The organism is Terriglobia bacterium (genome assembly GCA_020072785.1).
Lineage (GTDB): Bacteria > Acidobacteriota > Terriglobia > Acidiferrales > UBA7541 > Acidiferrum.
Window position 1 is genome coordinate 175,550 of record JAIQGG010000006.1, and the last position, 15,713, is coordinate 191,262.

A 15,713-nucleotide genomic window follows, 5' to 3' on the forward strand; every position below is an offset into this window, starting at 1 on the left:
TTTTGTTTGTGCCGGTACCGTAGCCAGCGGCTGGCAGCGCCGCAAATTCGTCAGCGTCAGGCGGAAGCGCTGGCCAGGGCTTCGAGTTTCTTGATTTGGGTGTCGCCGCCGATGACGATGAGGTTGTCGTTGGGGCGGATGGGGGTATCGGGGGCGGGGTTGAAGAGCATGGCGCCGTCGGCGGGCTTCAAGCCGAGGATGATGACGCCGGCCTGCTCGCGGATCCGGGCATCGGCGAGGGTTTTGCCGACCAGCGCGGACTTGGGGCGAATCTCGACCTCGCTGATTTCCACGTCCAGGCGCTCGGTGCCGAAAGCGGCGTCTATGAAATCGAGGACGTTGGGGCGCAGCAGAAGCTGGGCGATGCGGTGGCCGACGAAGTAGTAGGGAGAAATGACCTGGGAGGCGCCGGCGCGCAGCAGCTTGGAGGTGGCTTCTTCTTCGCTGGCCCGGGCGATGATCTTGAGGTCGGAGCGGAAGCCGCGCGCGGTCAGGACGATATAGAGATTTTCGGCGTCGGAGCTGACGGCGGCGACAAAGCCCTGCGCGCGGTCGATATGCGCCTGCTTGAGGTTTTCTTCCGAGGAAGCGTTTCCGACGATCACGGGGATCTTTTCGTTGATGGCCCACTGCGCGCGGTTGGCATCGCGCTCGATGAAGATGCAGCTCTGCCCGCGGGTGAGCAGTTCCCGCGCCACGGTGCGCCCCACGCGCCCGGCGCCGCAGATGATGTAGTGGCCCTTGAGCTTGGCGATTTCCCGTTCCATGCGGCGGCGCCCGAAAACCTTTCCGAACTCGAATTCTAGCAACGCCTGGGTGAAGGTGGCAATCGTGAAGCCGCCGGCAATCACGGAGGCCACGATGAGGAAGCTGTTGAAGACCCGGCCGGCATGGGAGAGCGGGTGGATCTCACCGTAGCCGACGGTGGTCATGGTGGTCAGGGTCATGTAGAAGGCGTCGAACCAGGGCCAGCCTTCGAGGTAGTGGAAGCCGGCGCAGCCGCTGAAGACCACCAAAGCGAGGAGAATCAAGACCAGGCTGATGCGGTTGCGGAGGCTCATCGGGTCACCGGAGATGGCCAGGCATGGTGTTCCGCGGAGAAGGGAAAGTCAAGATGAGGGAAAGAAAGTGCCGGGAGGCGGGCGAAGGATTTGCGCCAAGAGAATAGGCCGGAGTGCGCAACAAAGCGGGAGACTCGGCGAACTTTCGCGCGTCCTTCCCGGGTCATTCCTTCGGCGATCTTCAGGCTGCGGTGCGTTCTTGATTGACGCGGTTTGTGCGCCTGTGTTAGAAACGGCACGATGGTTCTCCGCGCTGCTCGTGTGTAAGCAGCTCATTCCGCTGGGGCTATGGCCGACGATCCAAAGGAACAAAAACCACCTGTAAGTTCTGCGGGCGAACAACCCGTGGCGCCGAGTGCTGCCCCGGCACCACCCAAATCGGCCGCACCGCCCGCGCCCAAAGCCCCGCCCGTGGGCCCCGCCCCGCTCGAAAATGACCTGGTGCAGCGCTACCGCGCGCGGTTTGGCGATGCCCTTCGCGAAGCCGTGGAAGACCGCAAGCAGGCCATCCTGGTGGTGGAGCGTGAGCGCCTGGCGGAGATCGCCCGCTATACCCGCGACGAAGAAAAATTCGATCTGCTCAGCGACCTGACGGCGGTGGACTGGCCGAAGCGCGAGAAGCGCTTCGACGTGGTGCTGAACCTCTATTCGTTCGCGCACAACACGCGGCTGCGCCTCAAGGTGCAGGCGGGCGCGGATGAAAGCGTGGCCAGCGTGAGCGGGGTGTGGGCCACGGCGAACTGGCTGGAGCGCGAAGTCTATGACATGTTCGGGATCGACTTTGCCGGGCACCCGAACCTCAAGCGTATCCTGCTGCCGGAGGAGTGGCAGGGCTTTCCGCTGCGCAAGGATTACGACATTTTGACGCAGGATCAGGCGTGGGTGCGGGAGAATTTGGGGATTGAGAGCGGGCAGTAGCGGAAGAAGGGTCGAAGAGCCAGAGAGTGGAGAACACGCTAAAAGCCGGACCGGGGACGCTGCTGGGGGCGGACGAGCTCATTCTGAACATGGGGCCGCAGCATCCCTCGACGCACGGCGTGCTGCGGGTGAAGCTCAAGCTCGACGGGGAGCGGGTGGTCGGGTCGGAGTGCGTGATCGGGTACCTGCACCGCGGCGTGGAGAAGATCGCGGAGCACCGCACCTACCAGCAGTTCGCCCCCTACGTGGACCGCATGGACTACGTCGCGGCGGTGAGCAACGGGCTGGGCTACTGCGAAGCCGTGGAGAAGCTGCTGGGAGTGGAAGCGCCGCCGCGGGCCAGGGTCATCCGCACGATCCTCACGGAGCTGCAGCGCGTCGCCAGCCACCTGCTCTGGCTGGGCACGCACGCGCTGGATATCGGCGCGCTGACCCCGCTTTTTTACTGCCTGCGCGAGCGCGAAGAGATCCTCAAGATTTTCGAAAAATACTGCGGGGCGCGGCTGACCACGCACGCCTTCCGCATCGGCGGGCTGCAGTACGACGCCTACGACACGCTGGAGAAGGACACCGAGCGCTTCTGCAACGATTTTCACCGGCGCGTCGCGGAATACGAAGAGCTGCTGACGGGCAACCGCATCTGGATCGCGCGCACCAGGGGCGTCGGCATTCTTTCCGCCAAGGACGCCATCGCCATGGGCGTGACCGGCCCGGTACTGCGCGCCAGCGGCGTGCCGTGGGACATCCGCAAGGCCATGCCCTATGCGGCCTACGACCAGTTCGAATTCGACATTCCGGTGGGCAAGACCGGCGACACCTACGACCGGTATCTGGTGCGCATGGAGGAGATGCGGCAGTCGGTGCGCATCTGCATGCAGGCGATTCAGAGCATCCCCGCGGGGCCGATCCTCGGCAAGGTCGGCAAGGTCCTGAAGCCGCCGGTGGGGGAGGTCTATCACGCGATTGAGGCGCCCAAGGGCGAGCTGGGCTATTACGTGGTCAGCGACGGCACCGTGCAGCCCTACCGCGTGCGCATCCGGCCGCCGTCGTTCGTGAATCTGCAGGCTTTCGACAAGATGGTGCGCGGGCATCTGGTGGCCGACGTGGTGGCCATCATCGGCACGCTGGATATCGTGCTGGGGGAGGTCGACCGCTGATGCCGGCCGCTCTGCACGCCACGCTGGAATTTCTGCGCGCCTACGCGGGGCCGCTCATCGCGGCGCTGGTGATCGTGGGAGTGCTGCCGCTGATCGCCGGCTACGTGGTGCTGGTGGAGCGCAAGGTGATGGCGGACATGCAGGCGCGGCTGGGCCCCATGCGCGTGGGCCCCCACGGGCTGCTGCAGCCGATCGCCGACGCGGTGAAGCTGCTGCTGAAGGAAGACATCATCCCGGAGCAGGCCGATTTCTGGATCTTCTGGCTGGCGCCGCTGGTTTCGGTGACCGCGGCGATGCTGTCCATGGCCGCGCTGGCCTTCGGCCCGGCGTTTCAGATTGCCCGCGACATCAACGTGGGCATCCTCTTCGTGGTGGGGATCAGCGCGCTGGGTATTTTCGGCATTGTGCTGGGGGGCTGGGCGTCGAACAGCCACTATTCGCTGATTGGGGCGCTGCGCAGCGCGGCGCAGTTGGTGAGCTACGAAACCGCCGCGGGGATGGCGCTGGTGAGCGGCTTGCTCCTGGGAGGCAGCCTGCAGATCCGCGCGATTGTGGAAGAGCAGGCCCGCCAGGGCGTGTGGTTCATTTTTCTCGCGCCGGTGGCCTTCTTCACTTATCTCGTGGCTTCCATCGCGGAGACCAACCGTGCGCCGTTCGATCTGCCGGAAGCGGAATCGGAGCTGGTGGCGGGCTACATGACCGAGTACAGCGGCTTCCGCTGGTCGCTCTATTTCCTGGCGGAGTACGCGAATATGATCGTGGTGGCCTCGGTGGCCACCACGCTGTTCCTGGGCGGCTGGATGCGGCCGTTCGCGGGCGTGCGCTGGATGGGCTGGGTGGATTTCGCGCCGCCGCTGCTGGCGCTGGGGGTGGCGGGGTATTGCGTGTACCGCGCGCCGCGGCAGCCGGTGCCGGTTCAGAAGCTGGTGATGCTGGGCGTGGCCGGGCTGTGCGCGCTGGTGGCGCTGCTGCTGGCGGCGCCGCTGCTGCTGCCCGCCGCCTATTTCCTGAAGGCCGGAATTCACGGGGCCTTCTGGTTTCTGGCCAAGGTGGGCGCGTACATTTTCGTGTTCATGTGGCTGCGCTTCACGCTGCCACGCTACCGCTTTGACCAGTTGATGCGGCTGGGCTGGTATTTTCTGATTCCGGTGTCCATCGTGAACGTGATGGCCGTCGGGGTGGGGCTGGTGCTGCACTGGCAGTACCAGGTAAACCTCTGGCTGGCGCTGGGAGCCACGACGCTGCTCACCCTGCTGATCGCCCTGTGGCTGGTGTGGGCGGATCGCAAGCGCGAGGCGGAGGAGCTGCAGGCGCGCAGCGGGCCGGGCGCGCCGGCGACGGATTCCTATGCTGGATAAGGTGATTTTCTACATTTTCGCGGGGATCGCGGTGGTTTCCGCGGCGCTGGTGGTGACGCGGCGCAACGCGGTGCACAGCGCGGTCTTCCTGATCACCGCGCTGCTGGCCACCGCGGGGATTTTCCTGCAGTTGCGCGCCGAGTTTCTCTTCGTCGTGCAGATCATCCTGTACGTCGGCGGGATCATGGTGCTGTTCGTCTTCGTGATCATGCTGGTCAATCTGGACGTGGCCCTGCAGCAGATCCAGTTCAGCCGCCAGAAGTGGGTGGCGCTGCTGGTGACCCTGGCGCTGGCCGGGCAGGTGGGGGCCATGCTGTGGTGGGCGGGACAGCCGGGGAAGAAGACGCTGCCGCTGCCCGTCTCCGTGGCGGCGGCCGCGGAGAAGCTGCCGCCCAATGCCGAGGCGGTGGCGCACAGCCTGTTCGGGCCGTACCTGCTGCCGTTTGAGATTGCCTCTCTGCTGCTGCTGGTGGCCATGATCGGCGCGGTGGTGATGGCCAAGAAGAAGTTGTGAGGCGACGATGCTGTCCGTGAACCACTATCTGTTTCTGAGCCTGGCCCTGTTCACCATCGGGGTGATCGGGGTGCTGACGCGGCGCAACGTCATCGTCATCCTGATGTCCATCGAGCTGATTCTGAACGCGGTGAACATCAACCTGGTGGCCTTTTCGCGGATGTTCGGAGACGTGGCCGGGCAGGTCTTCGCGATTTTCATCATTACCGATGCGGCGGCCGAGGCCGCGGTGGGGCTGGGCATCATCATCGCGTTTTTCCGGAACCGCGAGACCGTGCTGGCGGATGAAATGGATTTGTTGAAGTGGTAGCAGCGCAGGCCAAAGTTCGCAGGAAAGAAAAGACACAGGCATGACGCCGACAGGCTACTTTCTCGGGCATATCTGGCTGATTCCGCTGTTTCCGCTGGCCACGGCGGCTCTGATGCTGCTGCTGGGGCGGCGGCTGTCCCATGGTGCGGTGAGCGTGCTGTGCGTGGGCAGCGTGTTTGTGGCCTTCGTGCACGCGGCGGGCGCGGTGCTGCAATTGCTCGCGGCGGACCCGGCGCACCGCGCCGTGCAGATCATTCTGTTCGATTGGGTGCCCGCGGGGCCCATGCACACCAGCGCCGGGCAGGTGGTGCAGTTCGTGGCCGACTGGGGGCTGCTGCTCGATCCACTCTCCAGCGTGATGGTGCTGGTGGTCACCGGGGTCGGCTTCCTGATCCACCTCTATTCGATTGGGTACATGGGCCATGAGGGCGGCTATTACCGCTACTTCGGCTACCTGAACCTGTTCATGTTCGCGATGCTCACCCTGGTGCTGGCCAACAACCTCCTCCTGCTGTTCGTGGGCTGGGAAGGCGTCGGGCTGTGCAGCTACCTGCTGATCGGCTTCTACTTCCTGAAGAAGTCGGCGGCCGATGCGGGGAAGAAGGCGTTCATCGTCAACCGCGTCGGCGATGCGGGCTTCCTGCTGGGCATTTTCCTGATTGCTTCGACGTTGGGGACGATCCGCTTCACGAATCAGGGCCTGCCGAATCCGGCGGCCTATTCGGGCATCCTGCAGGCGCTGGAGGCCGCGGTGCATGGCGGGGCGCTGGCCTACGGCGCGCCGGTGCTGACGGCGATCGGACTGCTCCTGTTTGTGGGCGCAGTCGGCAAATCGGCGCAGATTCCGCTCTACGTCTGGCTGCCGGACGCCATGGAAGGGCCGACGCCGGTGAGCGCGCTGATTCATGCGGCGACCATGGTGACCGCGGGCGTGTACATGGTGGCGCGGATGAACGCGCTCTACCAGCTGGCTCCCGCGGCGCTGGAAGTGGTGGCCGTGACCGGCGCCACGACGGCCATCTTCGCGGCGACCATGGGCCTGGCGCAGAACGACATCAAGAAAGTCCTGGCCTATTCCACGATCAGCCAGCTTGGCTACATGTTCCTGGCGCTGGGCGTGGGCGCATTTTCCGCGGGCATCTTCCACCTGATGACCCATGCCTTCTTCAAGGCCCTGCTCTTCCTCGGCAGCGGCAGCGTGATCCACGCGCTTTCCGGGGAGCAGGATATGCGCAAGATGGGCGGCCTGTGGGGCAGGATCCCGGTGACGGCGAAGACGTTTCTCGTGGGGGCACTGGCGATTTCCGGCGTTCCAATGCTGGCCGGATTCTTCAGTAAGGATGAAATTCTGGGCCAGGCCTTCGAACACAGCCCGCTGCTGTGGCTGGTGGGGTTCGTGACCGCGGGGCTGACGGCATTTTACATTTTTCGCCTGGTGAATATGACGTTTTTCGGGGCCTCGCGCGTGGCCCACGACGTGGAGCACCACATCCACGAATCGCCTGCGACGATGACCGTGCCGCTGGTGATTCTGGCGGTGCTCTCGGTGGTTGGCGGGTGGTTCGCGGCCCCGGCGCTCATCGGGGGAACGAATTACTTCGATGCATTTCTGGAGCCGGTCGTGGGAGCGCGGACGGTGGAGCACGCGCAAGCTGCCGCGCACGGCGCTGCAAACGAAACCCTGCTCATGCTGGCTTCCGTGGCCGTGGCCTTGGCGGGGATCTGGCTGGCGTTCCAGCTCTATCTGAAGAAGCCCGAGACGCCGGAAAAGATTGCCGCGGCGGCGCCCTGGCTCTACCGGCTGATCTACAACAAGTATTACGTAGACGAAATCTACGACGCGATGTTCGTGAACCGCACCAAGGATCTGGGCACGGCGCTGGGCGTGTTCGACGCCAAGATCGTGGACGGGCTGGGCGTGGACGGCACGGGCTGGCTGACGCGCTTCACTTCCAGCGTCTCCATGTGGTGGGATAAGTGGATCGTGGACGGTCTGGTGAATTTGACCGGGCGGCTGGTGCGCATGCTGAGCTATCCGGTGCGCATGCTGCAGACCGGGGTGCTTTCGAGTTACGCGCTGCTGATCGTGCTGGGGCTGCTTGCTTTACTCGGCTACTACGGAAATCTCATGCGGCACCTGGTGCGCTGAAAGGCAAAGAGTATGGGTCTTTTCGAGAATCATCTGCTGAGCGTGATCCTGTTTACGCCGCTCGCGGGGGCCATCCTGCTGCTGCTGGTGCCGCGCGCGTGGGACGACGCGCACCGCATCCTCGGCAACGTCTTCGGGGTTCTCGGCTTTGTGGTCTCCCTGCCGCTGCTCGCGCGCTTCCATGCCGGCCTGGCGGGGTATCAGCTCGGGGAGTCCGCGGAGTGGATTCCCTCCATCGGAGCGCGCTTCACGCTGGGGATTGACGGCATCAGCTTCCTGCTGGTGCTGCTGACCACGCTGCTGGGAATGATCTCCATCCTCTCCTCGTGGAGCGCCATCCAGACGCGCAAGAAGGAATACTACATCCTGTTTCTTCTGCTGCAGACGGGCATGCTGGGCGTCTTCATGGCCCTCGATTTCTTCCTCTTCTACGTCTTCTGGGAAGTGATGCTGGTGCCTATGTACTTCCTGATCGGCGTGTGGGGCAGCGAGCGGCGGCTGTACGCGGCCATCAAGTTCTTCCTGTACACCCTGGCGGGCTCGGTGCTGATGCTGCTGGCGATCCTGGCCGTCTATTTCAACGCGGCCAAGACGGGCGCGCCGTACACCTTCGACGTGCCCACGCTGCTCGCGGCGGTGCAGCAGTTCCCAGATTCGCTGAAGGTCTGGCTGTTCTGGGGTTTCTTCTTCGCCTTCGCCATCAAGGTGCCGATGTTCCCGTTCCACACCTGGCTGCCGGACGCGCACACCGAAGCGCCCACCGCGGGCTCGGTGATCCTGGCCGGCGTTCTGCTGAAGATGGGCACCTACGGTTTCCTCCGCTTCTCGCTGCCGCTCCTGCCCGGAGATCCCGCACTGCGCGCGCGCATCATTCACATCGTCATCGTGCTCTCCCTCATCGGCATCATCTACGGCGCGCTGGTGTGCATGATGCAGAAGGACATGAAGCGGCTGATCGCCTACAGCTCGGTCAGCCACCTGGGCTTCTGCACGCTGGGGATTTTCGCGCTGACCCCGCACGCCCTTTCCGGCAGCGTGCTCCAGCAGATCAACCACGGCATCTCCACCGGGGCGCTCTTCCTCATCGTGGGCGTGCTCTACGAGCGCCGGCACACCCGCTTGATCTCCGAATTCGGCGGGCTCTCCACGCCCATGCCGAATTTCGCGGCGGTCTATCTGATCATCACCCTGAGCTCGCTGGGCATGCCGCTGCTGAACGGTTTCATCGGAGAGTTCACCATTCTGCGCGGCACGTTTGAGGTCAACAAGGCCTGGGCGGCGTGGGGCGCGCTCGGCGTGATCCTCGGTGCGGCCTACCTGCTGTGGCTCTTCCAGCGGGTGATGTTCGGCCCGGTGACCAAGGCGGAAAACGAAAAGCTGCCGGATTTGAACTGGCGCGAGTATGCCACGCTGCTGCCGCTCATTGCCCTGGCCTTCTGGATCGGCATCTACCCCAAGCCCTTCTTCCGGTACCTGGAGAAGCCGGTGCAGCAGATCGTGGAGCGGGTAAATCCCGGCTACTACAAGGCCGAGCCGGCCAAGCTGCCCGCGGCGGCAGTTGCTGCCCAGCCGGCGGCGGAAACCGCCCCGGCGGCTGCGGCTCCAGTAAGCGCCCCAGCGGCGGAAGCGAAGCCGACCGGGACGGCGAGGTAGCCTACGGCGATGCCCAGCGCGCTCACCCCATTCACCTTCAACCGGCAGGACTTTAACCTCATCCTGCCGCAGCTTGAACTCACGCTGTTCGGGCTGGGCATCCTGCTGATCGATTTCTTCGTGGAAGCCCGCGTGAAGTATCTGAACGCGGTGCTGGCGGTACTGGGCACGCTCTTCAGCGCCTTCACGCTGTGGCGGCTGCGCGTGCAGTTGCAGATTGTGACCGAGCTGAGCCCGCAGCACCCCGATCTTCTCGGTTTTCACAATACGCTGCTGGTGGATTCTTTCTTCCTCTATTTCGCGGCGATTTTTCTGGCGGCCACGGCGCTGGTGGTGCTCCTCTCAGTGCGCTACATGGAAATCGAGGAAGAGCACCACGGCGAATACTACGCGCTGATCCTCTTCGCCTGCGTGGGCATGATGTTCATGGCCTCGGGCATCGACCTGCTGGTGCTCTTCCTGGGGCTGGAGACGATGGCCCTGAGCTTCTACGCGCTCACGGGCTTTCTGCGCCGCGACAAGCGCTCCAACGAGGCCGCGCTGAAATACGTTTTGCTGGGCGCGTTCAGCTCCGGGATTCTGGCCTACGGTTTCTCGCTGCTCTACGGCATGAGCGGTTCGACGAACATCGGGCAGATCGGGCAGATGCTGGGGCGGCGGGCGATGATCTCGCAGATGGGCGGCCTGACGGACTGGTTCACCATCATAGCCTTCGTGACCGTGGCCGCGGGCCTGTTCTTCAAGATCGCCGCCGTGCCCTTCCACCAGTGGGCGCCGGACGTCTACGAAGGCGCGCCGACGCCGATCACCGCGTACGTCAGCGTGGCGTCCAAGACGGCCAGCTTCGCGCTGCTGCTGCGGCTGTTCATCGCGGTCTTCGGGGCCACGCACCAGAGCTGGATGTACCTCGTGGCCGGCGTGGCCGTGGCCTCGCTCACCTGGGGCAACTTTGCGGCCATTACCCAGACCAACGTCAAGCGCCTGCTGGCCTACTCCTCGATCGCCCACGTGGGCTTCATCCTGCTGGGCCTGGTGGGCGGCAACGACACCGGCTTCCAGGGCATCGCCTACTACCTCTTCGTCTACGTGTTCATGACCCTCGGGGCGTTCGCCGTAGTGATCGTGCTGCGCCGCAAGGGACTGATCGGCGACGAGCTTGAGGACCTCAACGGCCTCTACCAGCGCAGCCCCGCGGCGGCGCTGCTGCTGCTGATCTTCATGCTCTCGCTCGCGGGCATTCCGCCGACGGCGGGCTTCATGGGCAAGTACTACATTCTGCAGTCGCTGATCGAGACGCATCACCCGGTGCTGGCGGTGCTGGCGGCGCTGTACATCGTGCCGGCGCTGTACTACTACTTCCGCATCGTGGTGCACGCCTGGATGAAGCAGCCGGGCGACGCCCCGCTCCCGGAGATCACCGCGGCGCAGACCGTGGCGCTGACCGTCACCGTGTTTGTATCCCTCGCCGCAGGGGTTTATCCTGAACCCTTCGCGCAACTGGCGCGCTACGCGTTTGCCATTGGACGATAAGCCCTCCACCACCGGAACCACACCGCCGCCGGGCAAGCGGCCCGCGCCGACCGCTGCGCAGCAGCTCGCCATGGCCATGGAACTGCCGTTCGTGCTCGTCTCGGCGATCGTCGTGGGCGGGCTGATGGGTTATTTTCTTGACCGCTGGCTGCACACCAAGCCCATTCTCATGCTGGTCTTTGGCGCGCTGGGCTTCTTCGCCGGCGTGCGGGACGTCCTGCGGCGGCTGCCGGGCAACGGCGGCGGAAGCCAGGGGCGCTGAGGGCGTGCAATTCCAACACATCGAAAAGAGGATACTCTGGCTGACGCCTGTTTTTGGCGCTGTGGCGGGCGTGACCGTGGGGTTGCGCTACGGCTGGCGCTGGGGCCTGGGTCTGTTCGTGGGCGCCATTTTGGCCTGGCTGAATTTCCGCTGGCTGCAGGACGCTTTGGACGGGCTGCAGTTGCTCTCCACGGCGCAGGGGGACGCGCCCAAGCCGCGCGTTCCGGTGGGGACCTGGGTGCGCTTTGCGGGCCGCTACGGCTTGATCGGGATCGCGATCTATGTTAATTTTAAAATCCTTAAGGTTCCCATTTTGAGTATGTTAGTGGGTCTGTGTGCTTTGGGAGCCGCGACGCTGGCGGCGAGTGTGTACGAAATCCTGCATCCCCTGGAATAGAGAGAATGGAACATCACGTAAGCGGGCTGACTCACTTCGTCAATCACTACCTGGGCTCCCTGGCCCTCGCGCTGCTCTCCGCGCTGCATATCCATCCGGCAAACCCCGAACTCCCCATTCCCGAGCATGTCGTGATGGCCCTGGTTGTGCTTCTCCTGGGGACAGTCCTGGCGCTCTGGCTGCGTTCCCGGCTCTCGGTGGAGCGCCCAGGCGGCGCGCAGCAGGTCGCCGAACTGCTGCTCACCAATCCCATTGGCTTTGGGATCCGCGACTTGCTGGAAGAAAACGCCGGCCATGAGGGGTTGCGCTGCGTGCCGGTGGTTGGCTCGATTTCCATCTTCATCCTGCTGTCCAGCGTCCTGGGCATTTTTCCGCTCTTCTCTTCGCCGACCACGGAGAAGACCGTGCCGCTCGCCTGCGCCATTCTCACGTTTTTCTATTTCAATTGGCAGGGCATTCGCCATCACGGTGTCGGCGGCTATTTGAAATCGTTCGCGGGGCCGGTCAAGGCCCTGTCCGGGCTGATTTTCCCCGTGGAGATCATCAGCACCTGCTCGCGCGTGCTTTCACTCACGGTTCGTCTGTGGGCCAATATTTTTGCCAGCGAGCTGCTGTATGTGATTTTCCTGGGCCTCCTGGTCCAGCCGGTGGCCTGGGGCTGGTCCAAGAGTCCGGTGCTGGGCGTGCTTCTGGGGGTCTTCCCGGCCAGCATCCCGCTGATCTTTATCGGCCTGCACCTCTTCGTTGCGATCATTCAGAGCTACGTGTTCACGCTGCTCCCGGCGATCTATATCGGGATGGCCACCGCGGAAGAGCACTAGACGCGCGCGTTTTTCGGGTTTGTTCGGCCGCTCCAGTGTGAGACCTGTTTGCAGCACGTGGAACCGGAAACCACCTCCTGGCGGCCATTTCAAAGGAGGCAGTGATGAAGAAAGTAACGTTCATGCTCAGTGCGCTCGTGACGGCTCTGCTGGTGGCGCCGGCCGCGTTTGCGCAGGGTACGGAAGCGGCAGGCAGCGGCAAGAGCGGGATCGCCATCGCGGCGGCGTTCGGTATGGCGCTGGCGGCCTTCGGCGGCGCGCTGGGGCAGTCCAGGGTGGCCTCCGCGGCTTGCGAAGGCATGGCGCGGAATCCCGGAGCAGCGGCCGCGATCCGCACAGCCATGATTCTCGGCCTGGTGTTCATCGAGACCCTCGCGCTGCTGACACTGGTCATCATCTTCGTGAAGGTCTAAGAGAAAAATAGAAGAGTTTCGATAAATGCCCGGGGGCGCAAGCCTCCGGGCATTTTTTTGTTTGTGGGACAACCCGGACGGAAGCAATAGCTCCGAGCTTTTAACTTTCAGCTCTTAACTGTCAACTGTTAACTATCTTCCCGCCGGCTCAGCGCCCGAAGAGACCGGGGCTCAGCGCGAAAGAGATGATGTGATTGGGGAAGAGGCCGAAATAGAGGGTGCCCAGGACGCAGATCGTCAGCACCATGCTCACCGCCGCCGGGAAGGGCGCGCCGGCCGCTTCCTCGCGCGGCTCGCGCATGTACATCACCACGATCAGGCGCAGGTAGTAATAGGCGCCGATCACGCTGTTGAGGCCCATGAGCACGGCCAGCCAGATCAGGTGCGATTGCAGCGCGGCCTTGAAAATGTAGAACTTGCCGAAGAAGCCCGCGGTGACCGGAAGGCCCAGCAGCGAGAGCAGGAAGACGCTCAGGGCGGCGGCGGCAAAGGGCTGGCGCTGTCCCAGGCCGGCGTAATCCTCGAGGTCGAGGTGCTTCTCCCCGGCGCCGCCGAGATGCGCGAGCACGGTGAAGGCCCCGAGCTTCGCCAGGGCGTAGGCCAGCAGGTAAAAGAGCACCGCGGCGACGCCGATCTCGCTGCGCGCGGCGAAAGCCACCAGCAGGTAGCCGGCGTGGGCGATGGAGCTGTAAGCCAGCATGCGCTTGACGTTGGTCTGCACCAGCGCGCCCAGGTTGCCGGTGAACATGGTCAGCACGGCCAGCAGCCAGAAAGCCCAGAACCACAGTTGCGTGGCCGCCGGCACCATCACGAAGATGCGCAGCAGCAGCGCGAACGCCGCAGCCTTGGGGCCGGCGGAAAACAGCGCGGTAACCGGCGTGGGCGCGCCTTCGTAGACGTCCGGGGCCCACACCTGGAAGGGAGCGGCGGCGACCTTGAAGCCCAGGCCGACGAGAATCAGCGCCAGGCCCAGCTTGAGAACCGTGTCGGAAGCGTCCGCGGTGCCCATCTGCGTCAGCACCGTGGTGCCGGTCTTGCCGTAAACCAGGGCGATGCCGTAGAGGAAGAACGCGGTGGCGAACGAGCCCAGCAGGAAATACTTCATCGCCGATTCACTGGACTTCAGAGTGTCGCGGCGGTAGCCGGCCAGGATGTAGCTGGAGATGGAGCTCATCTCCAGGCCGATGAAGGCGGTGAGCAATTCTTGCGCCGAGGCCAGGACGCCCATACCGGCGGCGGCGAACAGCACCAAGGCGTAGAATTCCGCCGGGGCCAGGCGCTCGCGCGCTAGATAGGACGACGAGCCGAGAACCACCAGGAAGACGACCAGGCCGATCAGCAGATGAAAGAAAAAGCTGAAGCCATCGGCGCGGATTAGGCCGCCGAAGGCCGTGCCGGGATTGAGGGCCGCGAAGACCGCGCTGAGCGTCGCGGCGGCGGAGGCCAGCAGGGCGAGGGAGGAAAAGGCCTGGCGGCTGCGCACGAACGGCTGCAGGAGCATGAGCAGCGTGCCGCCGGCACAGAAGACCAGCTCCGGCAGGACACGCAGAAAATCTTCGCGGAGAGGGAACATTTAACGGTTTCCGAGCCTTTCCACTGAAATTTGAGGTGCGCCGGGAATGCTGGCAGCCACGGGCGCGTTCAAAATTCCGGGCGCCTTCGGCGCGGCGGCTTCCTGGGCCTGGTTGCGCTGCATCTGGTCGAGGACGTTCTGGCAGGAGGCGGCGAAGCGCTGCGTGAACATGGCCGAGCCGATGCCCATCCACAGGATGACCACGGCCATGGCCGCTAGAATCCACTTTTCGCGCGCCGTGGCGTCCGGCAGCTCGCGGTTCTTTCCGTGGGTGACCTCGCCGAAGAAGACCCGCTGGTAGGACCACAGCAGGTAGCAGGCCGAGAGGATCACGCCCAGCGCGGCCCATACCGCCCAATTCCAGTGCCTCTGGTAGGTGCCCAGGAGGATCAGGTATTCCCCGACGAAGCCGTTGAGCAGCGGCAGGCCCAGCGAAGAGAGCGCCACGAAGAGGAAGAAGGCCGCGAGGCGCGGCATGGGCGTGGCCAGGCCGCCGTATTCCGCGATTTCGAAGGTGTGGCGGCGGTCGTAGAGCATGCCCACCAGGAGGAAGAGCGCGCCGGTGGAGATGCCGTGGTTGAGCATCTGGTAGACGGCGCCCTGCATGGAAATGTTATTGAAGGCGAAGATGCCCAGGACCACAAAGCCCAGGTGGCTGACCGAGGAGTAGGCCACCAGCTTCTTCAGGTTGGGCTGCACCAGCGCGACGAGCGCCCCGTAGATGATGCCGATGATGGCCAGCGCGGCCACCAGCGGCGCGGCGCGCCGCGATGCGCCGGGAAAGAGCGGCAGGCAGAAGCGGATCATGCCGTAGGTGCCCATCTTCAGCAGCACCCCAGCCAGGATCACCGAGCCCGCGGTGGGCGCTTCCACGTGCGCGTCGGGCAGCCAGGTGTGCAGCGGGAAGAGCGGCACCTTGATGGCGAAGGCCAGGAAGAAGGCGGCGAAGAGCAGCAGCTCGGCGCGCGGCGAGAGCACCACGAAGCCTGCCTGTAGCAGCTTCTGGATCGCCGGCAGGTCGAACGTGCCGGTAATGGTATAGAGCCAGACGATGCCCACCAGCATGAGGATCGAGCCGGCCATGGTGTACAGCACGAACTTGACGGCGGCGTAGATGCGCCGCTCGTGGCCCCAGATGCCGATCAGGAAGTACATGGGCAGAAGCATCACTTCCCAGAACAGGAAGAAGAGGAAGAGGTCCAGCGAGAGGAAGACACCGACAACGCCGACCTCCAGCAGGAGCAGCATGACGAAGAATTCCTTCACGCGGTGCTGGATGCTTTTCCACGACGCCAGGATGGAGATGGGCGTAAGGAAGGTCGTCAGGATGACCAGAAAGAGGCTGATGCCGTCCACCCCGAGGTGATAGTGGATCGGCGGGGAAGCGATCCACGCGCGGAACTCTTCGAGGTGATAGCCGGCGGAGCCCAGCGGCACGGCCGGGATCAGCAGCAGCGAAAGGGCGAACTCGGCAACGGATATGGCCAGCGCCAGCCGGCGGATCCATTCCTGGTCCTCGCCGCGCAGCAGCAACAGACCCAGCGCGCCGAGCGCGGGAAGGAAAGTGAGAATCGTCAGCAAGTGTCCGCCAGCCATC

General features: G+C 64.3%; 15 protein-coding genes. 12 read left to right on the forward strand and 3 right to left on the reverse strand.

Annotation, left to right across the window (positions count from 1 at the left end; all coding sequences use genetic code 11):
* Nucleotides 1-56 precede the first annotated feature (56 nt).
* Nucleotides 57-1,061, reverse strand: coding sequence for a potassium channel protein (locus LAN61_14310; protein MBZ5541687.1), 1,005 nt, complete (start codon nt 1,059-1,061; stop codon nt 57-59).
* 288 nt (nt 1,062-1,349) lie between these two features.
* On the opposite strand from LAN61_14310, the gene LAN61_14315 reads away from it, so the two are divergent.
* From LAN61_14315 to LAN61_14370, 12 genes are all read left to right on the forward strand, one after another.
* A complete protein-coding gene (locus tag LAN61_14315; GenBank protein ID MBZ5541688.1) occupies nt 1,350-1,979 on the forward strand; it encodes an NADH-quinone oxidoreductase subunit C in 630 nt (209 codons plus the stop codon).
* Nucleotides 1,980-2,068: 89 nt separating this feature from the next.
* Nucleotides 2,069-3,136, forward strand: a complete 1,068-nt coding sequence (locus tag LAN61_14320) for an NADH-quinone oxidoreductase subunit D (protein ID MBZ5541689.1) — start codon at nt 2,069-2,071, stop codon at nt 3,134-3,136.
* Complete coding sequence (locus LAN61_14325; protein MBZ5541690.1) at nt 3,136-4,494, forward strand: NADH-quinone oxidoreductase subunit H; 1,359 nt, start codon at nt 3,136-3,138, stop codon at nt 4,492-4,494. The genes LAN61_14320 and LAN61_14325 overlap by 1 nt, the downstream gene beginning before the upstream one ends.
* Nucleotides 4,484-5,008, forward strand: coding sequence for an NADH-quinone oxidoreductase subunit J (locus tag LAN61_14330; protein MBZ5541691.1), 525 nt, complete (start codon nt 4,484-4,486; stop codon nt 5,006-5,008). Before LAN61_14325 ends, LAN61_14330 begins: the two co-directional genes overlap by 11 nt.
* Before the next feature lie 7 nt (nt 5,009-5,015).
* Nucleotides 5,016-5,318, forward strand: a complete 303-nt coding sequence (nuoK, locus tag LAN61_14335; protein ID MBZ5541692.1) for an NADH-quinone oxidoreductase subunit NuoK — start codon at nt 5,016-5,018, stop codon at nt 5,316-5,318.
* A 40-nt stretch (nt 5,319-5,358) separates the two neighbouring features.
* Nucleotides 5,359-7,467 carry an NADH-quinone oxidoreductase subunit L gene (nuoL, locus tag LAN61_14340; protein ID MBZ5541693.1) on the forward strand — a complete coding sequence of 703 codons (2,109 nt, stop codon included), beginning with the start codon at nt 5,359-5,361 and terminating at the stop codon, nt 7,465-7,467.
* A 12-nt stretch (nt 7,468-7,479) separates the two neighbouring features.
* Nucleotides 7,480-9,120: an NADH-quinone oxidoreductase subunit M gene (locus LAN61_14345; GenBank protein MBZ5541694.1), complete on the forward strand. Its 1,641-nt coding sequence runs from the start codon at nt 7,480-7,482 to the stop codon at nt 9,118-9,120.
* Between the two features lie 9 nt (nt 9,121-9,129).
* Nucleotides 9,130-10,650 carry an NADH-quinone oxidoreductase subunit N gene (locus LAN61_14350; protein ID MBZ5541695.1) on the forward strand — a complete coding sequence of 507 codons (1,521 nt, stop codon included), beginning with the start codon at nt 9,130-9,132 and terminating at the stop codon, nt 10,648-10,650.
* Nucleotides 10,651-10,720: 70 nt separating this feature from the next.
* Nucleotides 10,721-10,912, forward strand: a complete 192-nt coding sequence (locus LAN61_14355; GenBank protein MBZ5541696.1) for an AtpZ/AtpI family protein — start codon at nt 10,721-10,723, stop codon at nt 10,910-10,912.
* 4 nt (nt 10,913-10,916) lie between these two features.
* Nucleotides 10,917-11,309: an ATP synthase subunit I gene (locus tag LAN61_14360; GenBank protein ID MBZ5541697.1), complete on the forward strand. Its 393-nt coding sequence runs from the start codon at nt 10,917-10,919 to the stop codon at nt 11,307-11,309.
* 5 nt (nt 11,310-11,314) lie between these two features.
* On the forward strand, nt 11,315-12,130 hold the full coding sequence (locus LAN61_14365) for a F0F1 ATP synthase subunit A (protein MBZ5541698.1): 816 nt from the start codon (nt 11,315-11,317) through the stop codon (nt 12,128-12,130).
* A 104-nt stretch (nt 12,131-12,234) separates the two neighbouring features.
* Complete coding sequence (locus tag LAN61_14370) at nt 12,235-12,543, forward strand: ATP synthase F0 subunit C (GenBank protein MBZ5541699.1); 309 nt, start codon at nt 12,235-12,237, stop codon at nt 12,541-12,543.
* A 148-nt stretch (nt 12,544-12,691) separates the two neighbouring features.
* Here LAN61_14370 and LAN61_14375 read toward each other — a convergent pair whose 3' ends face one another.
* Together LAN61_14375 and LAN61_14380 are read right to left on the reverse strand one after the other, a co-directional pair.
* Nucleotides 12,692-14,116, reverse strand: coding sequence for an NADH-quinone oxidoreductase subunit N (locus LAN61_14375; protein ID MBZ5541700.1), 1,425 nt, complete (start codon nt 14,114-14,116; stop codon nt 12,692-12,694).
* Entirely contained in the window at nt 14,117-15,712 is a 1,596-nt protein-coding gene (locus tag LAN61_14380) for an NADH-quinone oxidoreductase subunit M (protein MBZ5541701.1), read from the reverse strand. It abuts the gene before it with no gap.
* Nucleotide 15,713 lies beyond the last annotated feature (1 nt).